14 protein-coding genes and 1 tRNA gene are annotated in these 18432 nt (G+C 59.7%); 9 read left to right on the top strand and 6 right to left on the bottom strand.

The window, feature by feature from the left end; all coding sequences use genetic code 11:
• The first annotated feature begins 54 nt into the window (after positions 1–54).
• Together disA and radA are read left to right on the top strand one after the other, a co-directional pair.
• A complete protein-coding gene (gene disA, locus L6963_RS07710; protein WP_237196376.1) occupies positions 55–1122 on the top strand; it encodes a DNA integrity scanning diadenylate cyclase DisA in 1068 nt (355 codons plus the stop codon).
• A 51-nt stretch (positions 1123–1173) separates the two neighbouring features.
• Positions 1174–2577 carry a DNA repair protein RadA gene (radA, locus tag L6963_RS07705; protein ID WP_237196379.1) on the top strand — a complete coding sequence of 468 codons (1404 nt, stop codon included), beginning with the start codon at positions 1174–1176 and terminating at the stop codon, positions 2575–2577.
• Here the strand turns inward: radA and L6963_RS07700 are convergent.
• The gene (locus L6963_RS07700; RefSeq protein ID WP_237205614.1) at positions 2574–4055 is read right to left on the bottom strand and encodes an FUSC family protein; all 1482 of its coding nucleotides are present in this window, start codon (positions 4053–4055) and stop codon (positions 2574–2576) included. The genes radA and L6963_RS07700 overlap by 4 nt on opposite strands.
• Before the next feature lie 217 nt (positions 4056–4272).
• Between L6963_RS07700 and L6963_RS07695 the strand changes: the two genes are divergently transcribed.
• From L6963_RS07695 to pstB, 4 genes are all read left to right on the top strand, one after another.
• Entirely contained in the window at positions 4273–5382 is a 1110-nt protein-coding gene (locus tag L6963_RS07695; protein WP_237205615.1) for a phosphate ABC transporter substrate-binding protein PstS, read from the top strand.
• Positions 5383–5465: 83 nt separating this feature from the next.
• Complete coding sequence (gene pstC, locus L6963_RS07690) at positions 5466–6434, top strand: phosphate ABC transporter permease subunit PstC (RefSeq protein WP_237205616.1); 969 nt, start codon at positions 5466–5468, stop codon at positions 6432–6434.
• On the top strand, positions 6434–7531 hold the full coding sequence (gene pstA, locus L6963_RS07685) for a phosphate ABC transporter permease PstA (RefSeq protein WP_237207302.1): 1098 nt from the start codon (positions 6434–6436) through the stop codon (positions 7529–7531). The genes pstC and pstA overlap by 1 nt, the downstream gene beginning before the upstream one ends.
• Positions 7532–7594: 63 nt before the next feature.
• The gene (gene pstB, locus L6963_RS07680; protein ID WP_135011575.1) at positions 7595–8374 is read left to right on the top strand and encodes a phosphate ABC transporter ATP-binding protein PstB; all 780 of its coding nucleotides are present in this window, start codon (positions 7595–7597) and stop codon (positions 8372–8374) included.
• Positions 8375–8579: 205 nt separating this feature from the next.
• Here pstB and L6963_RS07675 read toward each other — a convergent pair whose 3' ends face one another.
• From L6963_RS07675 to L6963_RS07660, 4 genes are all read right to left on the bottom strand, one after another.
• On the bottom strand, positions 8580–10064 hold the full coding sequence (locus L6963_RS07675) for a polysaccharide pyruvyl transferase family protein (protein WP_237207301.1): 1485 nt from the start codon (positions 10062–10064) through the stop codon (positions 8580–8582).
• A 2-nt stretch (positions 10065–10066) separates the two neighbouring features.
• Positions 10067–11044, bottom strand: coding sequence for a glycosyltransferase family 2 protein (locus L6963_RS07670; protein ID WP_237207300.1), 978 nt, complete (start codon positions 11042–11044; stop codon positions 10067–10069).
• Between the two features lie 94 nt (positions 11045–11138).
• A complete protein-coding gene (locus L6963_RS07665) occupies positions 11139–12149 on the bottom strand; it encodes an inorganic phosphate transporter (protein WP_237207299.1) in 1011 nt (336 codons plus the stop codon).
• Positions 12149–12766 (bottom strand): DUF47 domain-containing protein, encoded by a 618-nt coding sequence (locus tag L6963_RS07660; protein WP_237196394.1) that lies wholly within the window; start codon positions 12764–12766, stop codon positions 12149–12151. The genes L6963_RS07665 and L6963_RS07660 overlap by 1 nt, the downstream gene beginning before the upstream one ends.
• Between L6963_RS07660 and L6963_RS07655 the strand changes: the two genes are divergently transcribed.
• Both L6963_RS07655 and L6963_RS07650 read left to right on the top strand, forming a co-directional pair.
• Positions 12753–12893, top strand: coding sequence for a hypothetical protein (locus L6963_RS07655; RefSeq protein WP_237207298.1), 141 nt, complete (start codon positions 12753–12755; stop codon positions 12891–12893). The genes L6963_RS07660 and L6963_RS07655 overlap by 14 nt on opposite strands.
• 370 nt (positions 12894–13263) lie before the next feature.
• Positions 13264–17163, top strand: coding sequence for a S8 family serine peptidase (locus L6963_RS07650; protein WP_237207297.1), 3900 nt, complete (start codon positions 13264–13266; stop codon positions 17161–17163).
• A 120-nt stretch (positions 17164–17283) separates the two neighbouring features.
• On the opposite strand, the gene L6963_RS07645 is transcribed toward L6963_RS07650, so the two are convergent.
• Positions 17284–17994, bottom strand: a complete 711-nt coding sequence (locus L6963_RS07645) for a histone acetyltransferase (protein WP_237207296.1) — start codon at positions 17992–17994, stop codon at positions 17284–17286.
• Positions 17995–18354: 360 nt separating this feature from the next.
• On the opposite strand from L6963_RS07645, the gene L6963_RS07640 reads away from it, so the two are divergent.
• Positions 18355–18427, top strand: a tRNA-Lys gene (locus L6963_RS07640).
• Positions 18428–18432: the final 5 nt, after the last annotated feature.

The following is an 18432-nucleotide window of genomic DNA, read 5'->3' as shown; positions in this document are numbered from 1 at the left end:
CGCATGCCGGGGCGGTGCCGTTCCCGGGCTAAGCTGTGCACTAAAATTGGTGGAGTGCTAACGGTTTATAGTGAATCTCTGCTGAAAACAATCGCCCAAATCGCCCCCGGTACCGAACTCCGCGAGGGCCTGGAACGAATCTTGCGCGGCCGCACCGGTGCGCTGATCGTGCTGGGCAGCGATAAGACCGTAGCGCAGATGTCGTCGGGCGGGTTTGCTATCAACACCGAATTCTCTGCCACCCGCGTGCGGGAGCTCGCCAAGATGGACGGCGCGATTGTTTGCGACAAGGACGCTTCCACCCTGCTGGCGGCAGGAGTGCAGCTGCTACCCGACCCGTCCATCGATACCAATGAGTCGGGTACCCGCCACCGCACCGCAGAACGTGTGGCAAAACAAACCGGCTTCCCCGTCATCGCGGTGAGCGCGTCTATGTCCCTGATTTCGGTCTATACCGAGGGAATCCGTTACACGGTTGAAGACACCCAGTCGCTCATGAATCGCGCTAACCAAGCGATTCGTACCCTCAATAGCTACACCGAACGCCTAGAACAGGTGCTCCACCAGCTCTCTTCCCTAGAAATCGAAGCCAACGTAACCCTGCGCGATGTAGCCAGCACCCTACAGCGCATGGAAATGGTTCGCAGAATCACCGTAGAGGCGGGCCACTACGTGGTGGAGCTGGGTAACGTGGGCCGCCTGGTTGCCCTGCAGCTCGAGGAGCTGACGACCCATAACCTGCCAGCTACCTGGGTAGTGCTGCGCGACTACCTGCCGTCTGACACCACCCCTGAAGAGCTTCAGGCCGCTGTAGATGCCCTGGCCCAGCTCGACGATAAGGAAATCGTTGACCCCCTGACCATCGCCCGCACCGCAGGGTTGGGTGAGGAACTGGACGCCCCGCTCCACCCCCACGGGCACCGCCTACTGGCCGGTATCAAGTCCATGCCGGGGGCGGTCGCTGACCGCCTGATCGACCGCTTTGACGGCCTACAGTCGCTGATGGCTGCCAGCCTCGATGACCTGCGGGCCGTTGAGGGCATCGGTGAACAGCGCGCTCGCGTGATTCGAGAATCCCTCTCTCGCATGGCCGAAAGCTCGCTCTTAGAGAGATTTATGTAGGCTTTAGCTGGCAGCGCTTAAAGTGTCAGCCACCGGCCTTATGCTGTTGATATGGCTACCCGTAAAACAACCCGCTCACGCTCCGCTAACGCCTACCGCTGCACCGAATGCGGTTGGACCACCGCTAAATGGGTGGGGCGTTGCGGCGAATGTCAGTCCTGGGGCACCGTAGAAGAAGCTGTCGGGCCGGTTGCCGCGAAAACCACCGTGGCATCGAGCGTGCAGGCGCCCGCCCAGCCCATTGGGCGGGTTGATTCCACCGTGGCCCAGTACATGAGCACCTGCAACCCGGAGTTCGACCGTGTCTTAGGCGGCGGTCTGGTGCCGGGGGCAGTAATTCTTATGGCCGGTGAACCCGGCGTCGGCAAATCCACCCTGCTGCTCGATGTAGCCGCTACCTTTGCCCGCGGCGAGTCAACGGGAAAGCCCCACAACGTCCTGTATGTGACCGGCGAAGAATCAGCCGCCCAGGTCAAGCTCCGCGCCGACCGCATCGGGGCTCTGGCCGATACCCTCTACCTGACCAGCGAAACCGATCTCGGCACCGCCCTGGCCCATATCGAACAGGTCAACCCCGACCTACTGATTGTGGACTCGGTACAGACCCTGGCCTCATCCGAGGTCGAGGGGAGCGCCGGTGGCGTCACCCAGGTGCGAGAGGTGGCCGCCTCGCTGATTGCTGCCGCTAAACGCCGCAATATGTGCACCCTGTTAGTGGGCCACGTGACCAAGGAGGGCACTATCGCTGGCCCCCGCCTGCTGGAGCACCTGGTCGATGTGGTCTGCCAGTTCGAGGGCGATAAACACACCCCTATCCGTATGCTGCGGGCTATCAAGAACCGCTTTGGCCCCACCGACGAGGTGGGCTGTTTCGATATGCACGAGGACGGCATCGCCCCCGTCACCGACCCTTCGGGCCTCTTTGTCTCCCGCACCCCGCACCCGGTCTCGGGCACCTGCGTTACCGTCACCATGGAGGGCCGCCGCCCCCTGCTCGCCGAGGTTCAGGCTCTGCTCGACACCAGTGCCACCCCGCAGCCCCGAAGAACCACCAGCGGCCTCGACAGCTCTCGTATATCTATGCTGCTGGCTGTGCTCCAGAAGCGGGCCGGGTTCAACGTGGGCAAGCTAGACTGCTATATCTCAACGGTGGGCGGGGCTAAGATTTCTGAGCCGTCCGCCGACCTGGCCTGCGTCATCGCCCTGGCCTCCGCCGCCCAAGATAAGCCCCTGCCCCGCAAGCTGGCGGTCTTTGGCGAAGTCGGTCTCGCGGGTGAGGTACGAGCTGTTCCCGGCATCCGCCAGCGTATCGCCGAGGTCGGGAGGCTGGGCTTTACCCACGTGATTGTGCCTGCCTCACCGGCCGGTGTGGGTGATGTACCCGCCGGGGTGTCGGTACGCGAGGTCGCCTCACTGGGGGAGGCTCTGGCCCTGCTCTTCCCCGGCCAGGGCTAGTCGCCCTTCTCCTTCTTGAGGTTCTGCTCGATTACGGTCAGCTGGGCTGTGTTCAGGGCCTGCTGCTTCTCAACCCTAGCGGCGCTGTCGAGCATCTGGGCGGACGCGTCCGCCCCGGTTCCCGCAGGCGGTACGGCAGGCATACTGCGGGGGTCGCGTACCGAGGCTTCGCGAATCTCCCGAATGGGGGCGCGGTCTTTTGCGCGAAGAACCGTGGTGAGCTGACGGGTATCGTCCCGGTGCTTCTGCTCCACCCGCTGCCGTTGGGAACCCTGCTGACCACCGGCGTCCGCATCAGCCTGCACCGGGAGCATCGTAGTGGTGGGGGCGTGCTCCGTCATGGAATCACCCAGGGGCACCAGCATATCGACCGCCTGCTGGTGGGTCAGGCCCGAAGCCTCCAAAAGGTCGACCACCAGAGGGCGGAGCATCAGCACCAGGGCCTCAGCCTCCATGGTGCGCACACCCATCATGTGCGGCTCCAGGCGACCAGCCAGATGTGAGAGATCACGGCGGGCCTTCATCTTCCGCTCGGTACGGACGTCCGCATCGGGGGCAGACATACCCTCACCCAGCGCCTCCACCGCGTCACCAATACTCTTGAGCGCCTCAGCGATAGAGGTGATAGCCTCTTGCGAAATATGCACGTTATTGATGGTTGAAGCGAGTCGGCGGTTAAGCACCCGGGTGTTGCGGATAGCGTAGTCAATCTTGCTCAGAGCCTGTGAGTAACGGTCGAGTTCCTTCATATGAGACCGGCCAGTCCAGGCCAGCTGGGCCATGCCCTTTGAGGTAATAATGTCCTTCTCACAGGTGTTATAGAGAGGCTGTAGACGACGGGCGGACGCCAGGGCATGCCAGGCCTCCTTGCCGTCGTAGTGCTCCATCGCCTCACCGGCATCGCGGAAGACCGCAGCAAAAGCCCCCATCATCGTGCGGGCATTCTCACGCGGGATGCGACGCGGGTCTTTAGGGAAGAGGAACATGAGCAAGAAAGCGCACAGGCCACCGACAATACCGTCTAGGCTTCGGGCAAAAGGCCCGTCAACATTCGGCGGGAGCAAGACCACCAGGCAGGACTGCAGACCCATCTGAATCGTGAAAATAATACCGTTATCCAAAAAACGGGCCAGCATAATAGACAGGAACATCACAAGCCCTGCCTGCCAGATGCCCCGACCCAGGGCCAGCATCATCATGTCACCCATCAAGATACCCAGGGTCACACCAAACGACACCTCAAGGATGCGGCGGGCGTGGGTAGCGCCGGTGATATAACCCAGAGAAACAATGGCAGCGGTTGCCGCAAAAATCGGTTCGGTATGCCCCAGCACCTTCTCCGCAAAAAGATAGGCCCCGATACCCGAGACCACAATCTGAAGAGACTGGAAAAAGCCGTCCTTCATACGCTGCCAGCCCAGGCGACTATGATCCTGAGCTCGCTTCTTTAAACTTTTAACCTGCTGACCAAAACCCATACCCACCATTCTAAACCCGCGGCCTCAACCCGACCGCCGGCGTCCTTAACCCTAACTGTGCGCCCCCTGTTCACCCACCGTTCACCCACTGCTAGCCCACCTGCTACCTAACGCTCCTAAAGTCAGATGCGTTAGACACCGTTCCCTTCCTACTCACCGTCTCACACAGTTCTCACACGAGACAGGGTAGGGCACACAAACTCAAAGGAAATCACCTGTGAAGGCTAAGTCACTTGCTCGTTGGGGCTCACTTGCAGCTGTAGGCGCACTCGCATTCACCGCTTGCGGTTCAGACAACGCAACCGGCACTGCCACCTCCTCAGACGCAGGTTCCAGCGCAGCTTCCCTGCCCTCCACCCCCCTGACCGGCGTCGGCGCCTCATCCCAGCAGGCAGCAATCACCGCTTGGGAAACCGGTTTCGCTAACCTGGGCGGCACCGTACAGTACTCACCGGACGGCTCCGGTGCAGGCCGCGAGGCCCTGCTCGCTGGTGGCGCTAAGTTCGCCGGCTCAGACCGCGCTCTCAAGGCTGAGGAATGGGAACAGTCCAAGGAGGTATGCGGCGACGGCGGCGCCATCAACATCCCCGTCTACATCTCCCCCGTAGCTGTAGCCTTCAACCTGCCGGGCGTCTTATCCCTGAACCTGGACGGCGAAACCATTGCCAAGATCTTCAAGGGCGAAATCACCACCTGGAACGATGCAGCTATCGCCTCACAGAACGAAGGCGTTACCCTGCCCGACACCAAGATCACCGTTGTCCACCGCTCAGATGACTCCGGCACCACCCAGAACTTCACCGAATACCTGGCTGCCGCCTCTAACGGTGCCTGGGACGTAGAAGCAGACGGCAACTGGCCCTCCCAGTACGCCGGTGAATCCAACAAGGGCACCTCCGGCGTTGTCTCCACCACCTCATCCACCGAGGGTGCTATCACCTACGCGGACGCCTCAGCCATCGGCAACCTGGGCAAGGTCAACGTCAAGGTGGGCGACTCCTACGTTGAACTCTCAGCAGATGCCGCTGCCAAGACCGTTGAACTCTCAGAGCGCGTCGGCGGCATGAACGAGAACGACATGGCAATCAACATCAACCGCACCCCCGAGGACTCCACCGCCTACCCCGTTGTGCTGGTCTCCTACCACATCGTCTGCTCCGGCTACTCCTCAGAAGACGACGTCACCCTGGTCAAGGCCTACGAGAACTACGTAGTCTCCGAGCAGGGCCAGAAGGACGCCGCTGACGCGGCCCACTCAGCGCCCTTGACCAGCGCACTGACCGCTGACGCCCAGAAGGCTATCGAATCCATCACCGTTACCCAGTAACACCGCGTTCATCAAGGTGCGGCCAGGTCTCCGACCCGGTCGCACCTTGACCCGCGTCAAAACGACAAAGGTTTCACATTCCCATGTCAACCACAGCAGCACCGCAGCCGGGCACCAGCAGCGCCCGCGCGAAAACCAAGGACCTTCCCGATGTAGGAAACCCGGCGGCAGATAAAATCTTCTCGGGTATCTCCCTCGGCGCCGGCGTCCTTATTCTTATTGTCCTGGCAGCTGTCGCTATCTTCCTGGTCGCCCAGGCCCTGCCGGTTTTCACCGCAGACCCAGCAGACCTCACCAGCGGCAGCTTCATTCAGTACATCATCCCGCTGACTATCGGCACCCTCATTGCCTCGACCATTGCCCTGCTCCTGGCAACCCCTATCGGCATCGGCGTGGCTCTGTTCATCTCCCACTACGCCCCTCGCAAGCTGGCTAAGGGTATCGGCTACGTGATTGACCTGCTGGCCGCTATCCCTTCCGTTATCTTCGGTGCCTGGGGCGCTTCGGTACTGGCCCCCAAAATCGTGCCCTTCTACGACTGGCTCGCCACCTACCTGGGCTTCATCCCTATCTTCGAAGGCCCCGCCTCACAGACCGGTAAGACCATCCTGACCGCGGGCATCGTCCTGGGCATCATGATTCTGCCCATCATCACCTCTATGTGCCGCGAAATCTTCATCCAGACTCCCACTCTGCAGGAAGAAGCAGCCCTGGGTCTGGGTGCCACTCGCTGGGAGATGATTCGCATGACCGTCTTCCCCTTCGCCCGCACCGGCATCATTTCCTCCGTCATGCTGGCCCTGGGGCGTGCCCTCGGTGAAACCATGGCAGTGACCCTGGTACTGGCGTCCGGCCCGCTGACCGCCTCCATCATCAAGTCCGGGAACCAGACCTTCGCCTCAGAGATCGCCCTCAACTTCCCCGAGGCCTACGGTCTGCGCATGTCAGAGCTGATTGCAGCCGGCCTGGTGCTCTTCGTCATCACCCTCATCGTCAACATCCTGGCCCGCATGATCGTGGCCCGCTACAAGGACTTCTCAGGAGCTAACTAATGTCTGTAGCTACCACCTCATCCCGCTTCGCCAGCCGCCAGGCCCCCAAGTGGCTGCCCCTGGCCGTCGGCGCAGGCTCCCTGATTCTGGGCGCCGCCGCCAGTGCCCTCACCGGCTTCTCTATCGCAACCTTCGCCCTCTTTGCAGGCATCATCTTCGTGATTGCCGGCCCCCTGGCCGTCACCTCCTTCGAAGGCAAGCGCAAGGGCCAGGACGCCTTCGCCCGCTACCTGGTCTACGGCACCTTCCTCATCGCCCTCATCCCCCTGGTCTCGGTGCTCTACACCGTACTCGCCAAGGGTATCCCCGGCCTGTCAGGTAACTTCCTGAGCACCTCCATGAAGGGCGTCACCGGCGTACACGATAACGCCGCCGCTGCAGGCGAAGGCCCCGTATTCGGCGGTATCTATCACGCCATCATCGGTACCCTCGAAATTACCCTGCTGGCCACCGTCATCTCGGTACCCATCGGCCTGCTCACCGCTATCTACCTGGTGGAATACGGCCAGGGCAAGTGGCTCTCCAAAGCCATCACCTTCTTCGTGGACGTCATGACCGGCATCCCCTCCATTGTGGCGGGCCTCTTCGCGGCCTCCTTCTTCGCCCTGGTATCAGGTAACCCCATGAACCGTATGGGCCTGGTAGCAGCTGTGGCCCTGTCTGTCCTCATGATTCCTACCGTGGTGCGTAACGCCGAAGAAATGCTGCGTATCGTACCCAACGAACTGCGCGAGGCATCCTACGCCCTGGGCGTCCGTAAGTGGCGCACTATCATGAAGGTGGTTATTCCCACCGCTATCTCGGGCATTGCATCGGGCGTAACCCTGGCTATCGCCCGCGTCATCGGCGAAACCGCCCCCATCCTGGTGACCGCAGGCTTCGTCACCTCCATCAACTGGAGCGCCTTCAGCGGCTGGATGGCGACCCTGCCCACCTACATCTACTATCAGATTATGACGCCCACCAGCCCCACCGCCGCCTCGGTCTCAGAGACCCGCGCCTGGGCTGCCGCACTGATCCTGATTATCATCGTGATGGTACTCAACCTCATCGCTCGAGCCATCGCCAAGATTTTCGCCCCCAAGACCGGCCGATAAACCCAGCAGCGCACCAGCCTAGCGCGCCCACCGGCCCCAAGACTTTTAGAAAAAGGAAAATCCATGTCAAAGCGCATCGACGTTGAAAACCTGAACGTGTACTACGGCGACTTCCTCGCGGTAGAAGACATCTCCATGGAAATCGAACCCCGCACCGTCACCGCCTTCATCGGCCCCTCAGGCTGCGGCAAGTCAACCTTCCTGCGCACCCTCAACCGCATGCACGAGGTTATCCCCGGTGCCCGCGTTGAAGGTAAGGTACTGCTCGACGGCGAAAACCTCTACGGCAAGGGCGTTGACCCCGTGGTCGTCCGCTCCCAGATCGGTATGGTTTTCCAGCGCCCCAATCCCTTCCCCACCATGTCCATTCGTGAGAACGTGCTGGCGGGCGTCAAGCTCAACAACCGCAAGATCTCCAAGACCGATGCAGACGAGCTGGTCGAGTCATCCCTGCGCGGCGCCAACCTCTGGAACGAGGTCAAGGACCGCCTCGATAAGCCCGGCTCCGGACTCTCCGGCGGCCAGCAGCAGCGCCTGTGCATCGCCCGCTCTATCGCGGTCAAGCCCGATGTGATCCTCATGGACGAGCCCTGCTCCGCCCTCGACCCCATCTCAACCCTGGCCGTTGAAGACCTCATCAATGAGCTCAAGGAAAACTTCACCGTCGTCATCGTGACCCACAATATGCAGCAGGCGGCCCGCGTCTCAGACAAGACCGCCTTCTTCAACATTGCGGGCACCGGTAAGCCCGGCAAGCTCATCGAGTACGCCCCCACCCAGGAAATCTTCAACAACCCCAGCCAGAAGGCCACCGAAGACTACGTCTCAGGCCGCTTCGGCTAAGCCTAGCGCCCCGCTAGCCGCCCGCTATAAGCGGGCATACAAAACTTCCCTCACCCCGTAGCTGTGCGGGGGAGGGAACACCATGGGAATGTGTGTACCGCCCGGCCCCGTAACTCCTTTCGCTGCTGGAAAGGACGGGGTCGGGCGGCTTTTTAGTGTGGCACCCCGGCTTTTACCGGGGTGCATCTTGTCTGCCGGGGCCTAGCTACTCGCCGCGCATCTTGCGGCGCATCCAGCCGCGCAGGGTGGCATTTTCTTCGGCCTCAATAAGGGAGTCAGCCAACTCGGCGTTACGACGCTCCAGCTCATCGGCACGAGCCTGCGCACGGTCGCGCTGGAGAAGGCGCTGGTAGTCCCATGAGAGAGCCCGGTCGGTCTCTGCGCTGGCACGGGCAGCAGCCAGTGAAATGTCTGCGATATCGTCGCGTACTAGCAGGTTGGTTATGTTCCACTCGCCGGTAAAGATGGTGGGGGTGTTGCCCAGCTCGCGGACGGCCGGGGCAGCCTGCCCTGCCCCGTGCAGGAGGACGTGGGAGGCGGCGTCCCACCAGCTGGCGGAGAAACCGCGCAGCTGCTCGGCTCGCGCCAGCAGGGTTTCAGAGAGTTCATTGCGGAGCTGAATGACTTCGTGCAGGGCTTCAGCCGGGGCATCAGAATTGAGCAGAGCCAGAGGGATAGCGTAGTTTTCAGCCCCGTACTGCTCCATCATGCCGCGTACCCGCATGTCGGTGAAGGCATCGGGCAGCAGTGCCACGAAGGGAACACCCGCTGAGAGGGAGAATACACCGGGGTGGTAGCGGGTAGAGACCGCGATGAAGGCGCCGCGATGAACCTGCACGGCGTCGTCCGTGTGCACCATGGGCAGCTGCACGGGGTCGGAGAACATGTGTGAAGCGATTTCGGCGTGCACTGCCACATCGCCCTGGTCGGTCAGGGGCTCGCCCATGTGGGGCAGGAAGACGGTGCGCAGGCCGTATTCGCGGTGCATATCGTCAAGCAGCTGCCCGATGACCCGGGCCTGCCCCGGGTTAAGGCCCGAGAAAGTAGCGCAAATATAGTGTTCGGGGAGGTCTACGACCGGGCGGCCGGGCAGGGAACGCTTCTGGTGCTGGTAGAAGGTAGCGTCGTCCACAATCAGGTGGGAGTCGATATCCGCGTTATGAGCCCATGCATGCGAGAAGCGCTCCCGCATACCCACGAGCTGGGCTGACGAGAGCATATCGCGCAGGGTCTCGGCGTCGGCGTCGGTGAGCACCGGCCCTACCGACTGGCCAGAGATAACCAGGGGAATCTCGTGCTGGTGAGCGACGAGCGCATAGGCTGCCCGCTCATATAAGAGCCAGCCGTACGTCGAATTCATATTGCCGCCACCGGCGATCACGATGCCGTCCATATCGGCAACCTGGCGCACAAAATCAGCTATTTCAGGTCGTGCACTGTCACCGGCGAGGTAGGCCTTGAGGTCGCCCAAAAAAATTTCGCGCTCTGCAGGTGGCCAGGGGAATTCGAGGGTTTTAATGTAGCCAGTAGCGGAACCAATGTAGGCCTGGGAGTGCTCAACAGAGCGGGTAGCGATATAGACTTCGTAGCCGCGGCGGGTGAGCTCAGCGGCGGTTGCGATGCCCATAGCTTCGTCGCCAACGTGGTACACAGACTGCCCTAGGTCTGCGAGCACAAGAATGCGAGGCATGATTAGCGGTTTCCTTTCACAAAGCGTGTGAGGCGAGACTTGAGAGACAACGCCCGCTCGATGCGCTCGAGCCGTTCTGAGGTGGTGCGAGTGGTTTCTTCTATACGGTCTAGTTTGACACTAATCGTCCTCAGCTCGTCAAGAACACGGTGGGTGAGGTCGATGTTATGCCCCACGCTGCCATCAACCTGGTTCGCGAGATGAGCCTGGTAGAGGTAGGAACCGAGGTGGCCGTTGTTTGCTAAATCATCACGAATAGCCTGCGCTCGCACACGCCCGTCGTAGATTCCGTGCAGAACTTTGCCCGCATGAACGCTATTAGCGAGTGCACCCTCTGTCTGGTCAGGGCGTTGCGACCAGTGAGCAAGCAACTCGTCGATAAACAGAATGGGGTATCGGGCCGCGACGCGTAGATTGAATTCCCAGTCGCCTACCACGGGTAGGTTCTCATTATAGAAACCAAGTTCATCGTGGAGGGACCGGCGGTGCAGGATTGAGATAGGAACTGCGCGGTTGATACGGGTCAAATCTTGAACTGTGATGTCCTTAAGAATTGCCCAGAAAGGGCGTGAATCGATGAACTCGAATGTTCCGTTGTCGGTAATGCGTTCAAAGTATTCGTCAGTGCGTACCGTTACCATGTTTTCCCCGGTTTCTTCGAGGCGGTGAACGGTTGTTTCGAGGAAGGTGGGTTCCCATAGGTCATCGTCATCATGGATGGCGATGTAGGTGGACTGTGTAGCTTGAATGCCTTGGTTTGAGGCGGCCTCCATGCCTCGTGACTCTTCATTGTGAATAGTCAGCAGCTCTTTGATACGGGGTTCTTGGGCTATGACGCGCTCTACGGCTTGTTGGTTGCCACCGTCATTCACTACCGCAACAACATAATCGGTAAATGTTTGTTCCGCGATGTTAGCTAGGGCTCGCTGGAGGAAGATGGGGCGGTCTTTTGTGCGAACAATGATTGAAACTGTAGGCATGCTGCTCTTTCACGTGGACGGTGCGTAGTCTTAGTCCCCAATATATCGAAGAGGTGGCTTTCTTGCCGAGAGCGCGCCGGAGCAGGTAGGAGCGCTACAACAGGGGGGAGAGTGCCAGGAAGAGAACAGCGGCGAGCAGAAAACAGGCTGGCATGGTGATAAACCAGGTAAGGATGATGCGGAGCACGATTTTGTGGCGTACCGCGGCGAAGCGCTGGTTGACTCCCGATCCGAGGACGGCGGAGGCCGCTAGGTGGGAGGATGAGACCGGGGTGTTGAGGAAGAACTGGAGAAATACCAAGGCCAGGGCTGTTGAGCTTTGGGCTACTGCCCCGCGGAAGGGGTCAACTTTAACCATTTGGTGGGCGAAGGTGTAGCCGATGCGGGAGCTACCTCGGGCTGTGCCGAAACCTAATACCATGGCAAGGAAGAGGGCGGAGATGATGTAGGTGGTGGGATGAACTTCGAGTCCGGCAGAAAGCAAAAGCACGGCGTAAATAACGACGGCTCGTTGGCCGGTTTGAATGCCGTGGATGAGGGAGATGAGGGAGTTGGCTAGGGAGAGGACGCTGCGGGAGAAGCGGTTGACGGTTGAGGGGTAGGAGCGTTGTAGGAGCCCGTAGAAGGGGAAGACTACTGCCCATGCGAGGACGAAGAGGACGATGGGGGCCAGGATGAGGGGCACGAAAAGGAAGGTGGCAAGGGGCTCAGAGAAGGGGCTGAAGCTGCCTAGATCGGTTGAGCGTGCGGCCCAGGCTGCCCCGGCTAGGCCACCGATGAGGGCGTGGGTAGATGAGGACGGGATGCGAAACCACCAGGTGATAATGCCCCAGGCTACCGCTGAGATGAGGGCGGTGAGTACCAGACCCAGGCCAGTGTTGTTGTGGGGGACGGTGAGCCAGTGGGTGGTGACTGAGCCTAGCATGATGCCGGTCATGGCCATGCCGACGGCGTTAAAGAGGGCGCTGGTGCGTAGGGCGATTTTGGGGGTGAGGGCCCTGGTTTTCACGGGTATGGCGGTGGCGTTGGGGGCGTCTCGAAAGCCGGTGACGAAGGTAAAGGCAATCAGTGCTAGGCAGCCGAGGGTGAAGAGGGCGAGCGTCACTAGGATTCCTGCACGATAATGCGGCCGATTTCGGTGGCAACGGTACGCATAGCTTCGGATGCTTCGATGAGCTTACGCACGAACTGGGTGGTTTGCAGGTAGCGGGTCTGCTTGTAGCGGTCCTGAATGTCGGCGTCGTATTCTTCAGCTATGCGTACGGCCTGCTTGGCGATGCGGAGCATAGTAATCCAGTAGTCGTCCAGGTCGCGTAGGGTGCTGAGTTTGGGGATGATTTCGGTGGTCAGCACTGCCTGGCGCTGGATGAGGTCGAGCAGGGTCGCTGCCTTGGGGGAGAACCGCACGATGTGGTAGAGGTGCAGAATGTTGGCGGCTGAGGTCAGCTTCTCAACGACATTGTTGAGTGAGACAGCCAGGGTGTAGATGTCTTCGCGGGGGATAGGAGTTGAGAAGGAGCTGCGCACAGCGGTCATGGTGGTGTGCAGCATGTCGAGGGTGGCAGCTTCGTGGGTGAGAGTGCGCTCGAGTAGCTCGGGGTAGCGGTCTTCGGGGGAGCCCACCATTTCTGAGAGCAGGGCTGCAGCACCTGTAACCTGCTCTGAGAGTGTGGCTAGGGCGGTCAGCGAGGTGTTCTCTTGGGGGAACATGCGTTGGAGCATGGGCCAGCTCTCCTGGGTGTGGGCGGGTGGGCAGGTGCTGAGCTTATGGTACCGCGCCAAGGTTAACGGGGGAGAGCTCGGTGAGATTCCCGGTGCGGACGCAAGTGCCGAGCTACCTGCCTCATAGAAAGAGAGGCGGAGCCCGGCACCGCGATATGAAGTTTAGCGATGTCAGGCTGGGAGCGCCTCTCGGCGGAAGGCCGCTCGAAGCGGCTAAAGATTTGGAGCCCGGGGCTACCTATTAGCAGCCTGACATCTTGGTATCCATCATTCTCCTGTTGGAGTGGGATGTCAACCCTGGGTATGAAAATGGTTTCCTTGAAGAGACTTTGGGTTGACATGGATGGATATCTCATATTGTGACAAGTTATATAAAAATTTCGAGCAAAATCCGGGTTGGGTATTGACCAGCAGTTGTGATGTGAGTCATGGTTGAAGCACTCGTAAATTTAGCGGTATACACCACAACGGATCACTTGGATAAAGGAAATCCTTCCATGACGAAAAAATACACACCCAAGAAGGTAGCCCGCAGCGGTGCGGCCTCCCTGCTTGGCCTCGGTATGGTTCTCTCTATGGGCCTGCCTGCGGCTAACTCTCTGACCGATGCTGACCTGTTCCAAAGTGCTACTCAGACCATGAACGAACAGGTGCTCACTCCTTCCATGAAAGCGGCTGAGGGTACCGTTAGCGTATTTGTCCAGTTCAAGGGCAAAGGTGCCTATGAGAGCACCCAGCCTGCCGCCGTCCTGCAAGGTAAGCAGGCTCCTGTCGATGCCCAGGCAGAAGTTCAGGCCATTGCTGCGGCCGTTGAGCGTCAGGGGCGAGCAGTGGCTGCTGAAACTGGCGCAAGCGTCCTCTACACCGCCCATAACTCTGTCCGTGGTGTAGCAATTCGCGGTGACGCTGAGAAGATTCGTGAACTGGCTTCTCGCAGCGATGTTGTCATGATTTCCCCCATCGTGTCGAAGACTCCGTCCAATACCGGCACCGTCATCGATACCCAAGCCATCACCAGCTGGCAGCAGACCGGCTACACCGGTAAGGGCGTCAAGATCGCTATTATTGACACCGGTGTTGACTACACCCACACCCAGTTCGGTGGCCCAGGTACCGCTGAAGCCTACGAAAAGGCTTCCAAGATGACCGATATGCCGGCCGCTGACTCTGGCCTATACGACCCCGAAAAGTACCTCGGTGGCTATGACCTTGCCGGCGACAACTACGACTCAGCTAGCGACGCTGCTGATGCCTTGCCTCAGCCTGATAATAACCCGCTTGACTGCCGCTTTGCAGGGCACGGTACCCACGTTGCAGGTACCGCAGCGGGCTACGCCGTCAACGCTGACGGCAGCACCTTCAAGGGCGATTACACCAAGATCACCGAAGAAGAGATGAAGGGCATGAAGATCGGTGCTGGTTCAGCTCCGGGCGCCCAGATCGTTGACTTCCGTGTCTTTGGCTGTGAAGGGTCCACCGACCTCACTGGCCAGGCCCTCGACCGCGCCCTAGACCCCAACAACGACGGTAAGTATGACGACCGCGTTGATGTAGTTAACATGTCCCTGGGCTCTGACTACGGTGCTACCGACGACCCCGAAAACGTCATTGTTGACGCCCTGACCCGCCAGGGTGTCCTCTCTGTCGCTGCAGCTGGCAACTCCCGTGCGGCTAACGGCAACGGCGATACCTACTCTATTTCCGGTAACCCGGCTAATGCCCGCTCAGCTCTGGCTGTTGCTAACTCCATCGGTTCTACCGCCGCTATCGACAAGGCTAAGGTTCATTCCCCTTCAGCTCTTGCCGGTGACCTCAGCGGTGACTACTCTGTCAGCTTCGATTACTCAGCTGCTACCCCTGAGCAGCTGATTGGTGAGGTCGTCAAGAGCACCCCCGAGAACCCCTTCGGTTGTGAGGCCTACCCCGAGGGCACTGACTTCGGCGGCAAATGGGTTTTCATTGACTGGACCGATAACTTTGAAACCTTCCCTTGTGGCTCGGCTGTCCGCTTCAACAACATTGAAAAGGCAGGCGGTAAGGGTGTAATCCTTGCCTCCAACCTGGATTACGAGACGATTGGTATCGCAGGTAACTCAACCATCCCTGGCATCCGTCTGGTTGCTCAGGATGCTGAAAAGGTTCGTGCTGCTCTCGATGCCGGTGAAGAAGTCAAGATTGAGCTGAAGAACGAATGGATTTCCTCCGTTCTGGTTGAGCACGGTCTCTTTGACCAGGTCAATACTTCAACCGGCCGTGGTGTTCACGGCACCGTCGGTTACACCAAGCCGGACGTTGCCGCCCCCGGTACCGGCATCGGCTCAGCTGCCGTTGCTGGCGGCTCTGATAAGGCTGTAATGTCCGGTACCTCCATGGCTTCTCCCCATGTCGCAGGTATTGCAGCCCTGGTCTATGAAGCCAACCAGAGCTACTCAGCTCCCCAGGTCAAGGCCGCTATCATGAACTCAGCTGTTCATGACCTGAAGACTGAAGACGGCGCTATCCACTCTGTAGAGCGTGTGGGCTCCGGCCGTGTTGACGCCCTGAAGGCTGTCAACCAGAAGGTTCTGACCTACAGCGCTGATCACCCCGATCAGGTCTCTGAAAGCTTCGGCGTGATTGAAGTTCTCCCCGATGCTGGTGTTCAGACCTTTACCCGCAAACTCACCGTCGATAACTCAGACAACAAGGCTCATACCTACGAGGTTTCATTCGCTGCTTCCTCCGACCTGCCCGGTGTTGAGGTATCGGCTCCTAAGACCGTATCTGTTGAGGCTGGTGGAAAGACCACCTTCGTCGTTACTGTCACCGTTGACCCCTCCAAGCTGGAAAAGAAGCTTGAATCGGCCAGCTCAGCCCAGCAGCTGGGTTACGATCGCCAGTTTATGAGCATTGAATCTGGCCGTCTCCTGCTGACTGAAAACGGCAACGAGATGCGTCTGCCCCTGCAGATTGCACCTAAGCCTGTATCAGATATGAAGGCTGCTGCAAGTACCGTTGAATTCGGGGAATACAGCCTTAAGAGCACCATCGACCTTGAGGGGACCGCCGTTAATCAGGGTGGTTATAAGTCTCTGGTCGGTGCTTTCGAGCTCGGTGCTGTTTCTGAACGCAAGAAGACCTCTACCCTGGGTGCTGTTACCAGTCAGCGCGTTGACCTTCAGTACGTCGGTGCTTCTACCAACGTTCCTGCCCTGCAGGCAACTAGCGGAGATGTCGCCAAGGACGGCATGATGAGTATCGGTGTCTCCACCTGGTCCAACTGGGAGAACCTCACTAACCCCACCAGCATTGAAGTAGCTTTCGATGTTGATGGCAATAACCGCGCAGACTACTACGTCTACACTAACCGTGTTGCTGGTCTTGACTACCCCGTTGCAACCCTGGTTGGCTATGTCAATGGTAAGCTGACCGCCCTGGACCACCAGCCCATCAATGGGGCTTTCGGTAGCGTTGATACCAACACCTTCGACAGCAACGTCCTAGCCCTACCTGTACAGCTATCCAAGATGGGTATTACCGCTGATAACGCTGGCGACCTGCGCTACAAGGTAGACACCTACTCCTGGTACGAGAACGGCCGCCATACCGATGCAACTGACTGGGTTTCCTTCAATCCCCACAGCCCCAACCTGTGGTTCGAAGGCACTGCGTCTGACGCAAGCGGTTTGTTCATTGACGCCCCCGAGGCTGATATCACGGTTAACCGTGGCAGCGTCAACGTCAAGGATGCTCAGGCACTGCTCCTGCACATGCATAACGGTACTGGCGACCTGAGTGGCGTCAAAGCCGGTGAAGACGGCGGCAAGGCTGAAATCGTATCACTGGTTCAGGAAGAAAAGATTCAGAACCCCCGTTTCAAGGACGTCAGCCCTGACGATCAGTTCTACAAGGAAATCGCTTGGCTGGCTGAGCGCGGTATCACCACCGGCTACCCCGACGGCACCTTCAAGCCCCTAGATAATGTAGAGCGTGGCGCTATGGCTGCCTTCTTCTACCGCTTGGCCGGTAGCCCCCAGTTCACCGCTCCGAGCGAGTCTCCCTTCAAGGACGTAGCTACTGACCACCAGTTCTACAAGGAAATTGCCTGGATGCACGCTTCTGGTATCAGCACCGGTTGGGCAGATGGCACCTTCCGTCCCCATGATTCCGTCAACCGTGACGCTATGGCTGCCTTCTTCTACCGTTTCGCAGGTGAGCCTGAATATGTGGCACCCCAGGGTGGCCAGTTCTCTGACGTTGCTCCCGACACCCAGTTCTACAAGGAAATTTCTTGGCTGGCTGAGTCTGGTGTAACCACCGGTTGGGCTGACGGTACTTTCCGTCCCGTTACCCCCATCGCCCGTGATGCAATGGCTGCCTTCCTCTACCGTTTCGACCAGAATGTTTCTCCCCGCTAAGGTCGGTGGTGAAAACTTCATCTGGGTCCTGTAGCTAGGTTTCTAGCAAGACCTGTTGAAACAAGACTCGGCCCCTCTTCCAGATCGAAGAGGGGCCGAGTTTTTGCTATTGGGCCTATATTAGTCCAGGGTTCCAGCCCGCCAGTTGAGGGCGGCTTCTTCGAGCTCGCGTGCGGTTCCGGTGAGCCTGCGGGCAGCGGTTCGCAGGCGGACGGCCCGCGCAGCGGCCTCGTCGCGCACTTCGGCTGAGGGGCGGTGTAGCTCGGTCACCTCATCGGGGTGCCCGCCCCGGGGTGAGACCCGCTGGCCGTGCCTCAGCTCCAGGGCGACGTCGTCCTGTCCTAGAGCCAGCACCCGGCAGAAAGCCGCAAAGCGGTTGAGAGCCACGTCGAAGTCACCGGTGTAGGCGCCGGCCAAGATAGCGTCGACGGTGGCACAGATTTCGTCGGCGGTGGGAGGCGACGGAACCCCCGCCAGAGCTTGCGCCAGGTAGCTGGAGTGCATGCCGCGCTCGTAGTAGTGGCTCATGAGCTGAGAATTAGCGCGAATGACGCCGCGCAGGGCGTAGATGCGCCAGAGGGCACCGGCAACGGTCACGGGGGCAGCCCGCGACCAGAGTTCGGCGACAGCTTCTATACCGAATTCGTCGGTGTAGTGCACCAGGCGCTTGGCGACGGAGGGGTCTTCGTTGGCGCGTCCGCGGGCTAGTAGGGCGCGGGCGGACGCCTGGGCGGCAGTTGCGAGGTCTTCTGGGCTGCCAGCCCCCTGGTAGCGTTCAAACTTTTCGGTAGAGAGGCGGACGGGGCGGTGGAAGCGGGCGTCAGAAGGCATGCCTACCAGTGTAGAACTGCTGAGGTACTCAGCGAAAGGCTATGCGCTGAGAGGTAAAACTCGGGTGCGCGTGATGACGCTGGTGAGCATCAGGGCGATGACGGCGAGTTGCAGGCAGGCCCGCAGGATAACGATATAGGGCTACCAGCGGAGCTGAATCTTTTGGGCAGCGAGCGCAGGGCCGCGGTGAGGCCGACGAAGAGCAGGAGGGCTGCGGCGTAGTGGGTGAGGGGGCTGTTCAGTAGGGCGGTCACACAGCTATTAGAGCACGGCGGCGGTGCGGACGCCTGTTGCGGCCGGGTTTTTGGAGCTTTGCGTCACGGGGTGTATAGTGGAAGGCGCTGAGTTTACTCAGTGGATGCGCCTTTAGCTCAGTTGGTAGAGCATCGGACTTTTAATCCGTGGGTCGTGGGTTCGAGCCCCACAGGGCGCACATCT

Source organism: Rothia nasimurium (assembly GCF_928392795.1).
In the GTDB taxonomy this organism is placed as follows: domain Bacteria; phylum Actinomycetota; class Actinomycetes; order Actinomycetales; family Micrococcaceae; genus Rothia; species Rothia nasimurium_F.
The sequence above is the reverse complement of the archived record's forward strand: the minus strand, read 5'-3'. Positions and strand labels throughout refer to the sequence as shown.

What these genes read in the sequence shown, in the direction of transcription:
- radA (WP_237196379.1), top strand. Translation starts at nt 1,174, where the DNA reads ATGGCTACCCGTAAAACAACCCGCTCACGCTCCGCTAACGCCTACCGC.
- L6963_RS07700 (WP_237205614.1), bottom strand. Translation starts at nt 4,055, where the DNA reads ATGGGTTTTGGTCAGCAGGTTAAAAGTTTAAAGAAGCGAGCTCAGGAT.
- pstC (WP_237205616.1), top strand. Translation starts at nt 5,466, where the DNA reads ATGTCAACCACAGCAGCACCGCAGCCGGGCACCAGCAGCGCCCGCGCG.
- pstA (WP_237207302.1), top strand. Translation starts at nt 6,434, where the DNA reads ATGTCTGTAGCTACCACCTCATCCCGCTTCGCCAGCCGCCAGGCCCCC.
- pstB (WP_135011575.1), top strand. Translation starts at nt 7,595, where the DNA reads ATGTCAAAGCGCATCGACGTTGAAAACCTGAACGTGTACTACGGCGAC.
- L6963_RS07675 (WP_237207301.1), bottom strand. Translation starts at nt 10,064, where the DNA reads ATGCCTCGCATTCTTGTGCTCGCAGACCTAGGGCAGTCTGTGTACCAC.
- L6963_RS07670 (WP_237207300.1), bottom strand. Translation starts at nt 11,044, where the DNA reads ATGCCTACAGTTTCAATCATTGTTCGCACAAAAGACCGCCCCATCTTC.
- L6963_RS07655 (WP_237207298.1), top strand. Translation starts at nt 12,753, where the DNA reads ATGCGTTGGAGCATGGGCCAGCTCTCCTGGGTGTGGGCGGGTGGGCAG.
- L6963_RS07660 (WP_237196394.1), bottom strand. Translation starts at nt 12,766, where the DNA reads ATGCTCCAACGCATGTTCCCCCAAGAGAACACCTCGCTGACCGCCCTA.
- L6963_RS07650 (WP_237207297.1), top strand. Translation starts at nt 13,264, where the DNA reads ATGACGAAAAAATACACACCCAAGAAGGTAGCCCGCAGCGGTGCGGCC.
- L6963_RS07645 (WP_237207296.1), bottom strand. Translation starts at nt 17,994, where the DNA reads ATGCCTTCTGACGCCCGCTTCCACCGCCCCGTCCGCCTCTCTACCGAA.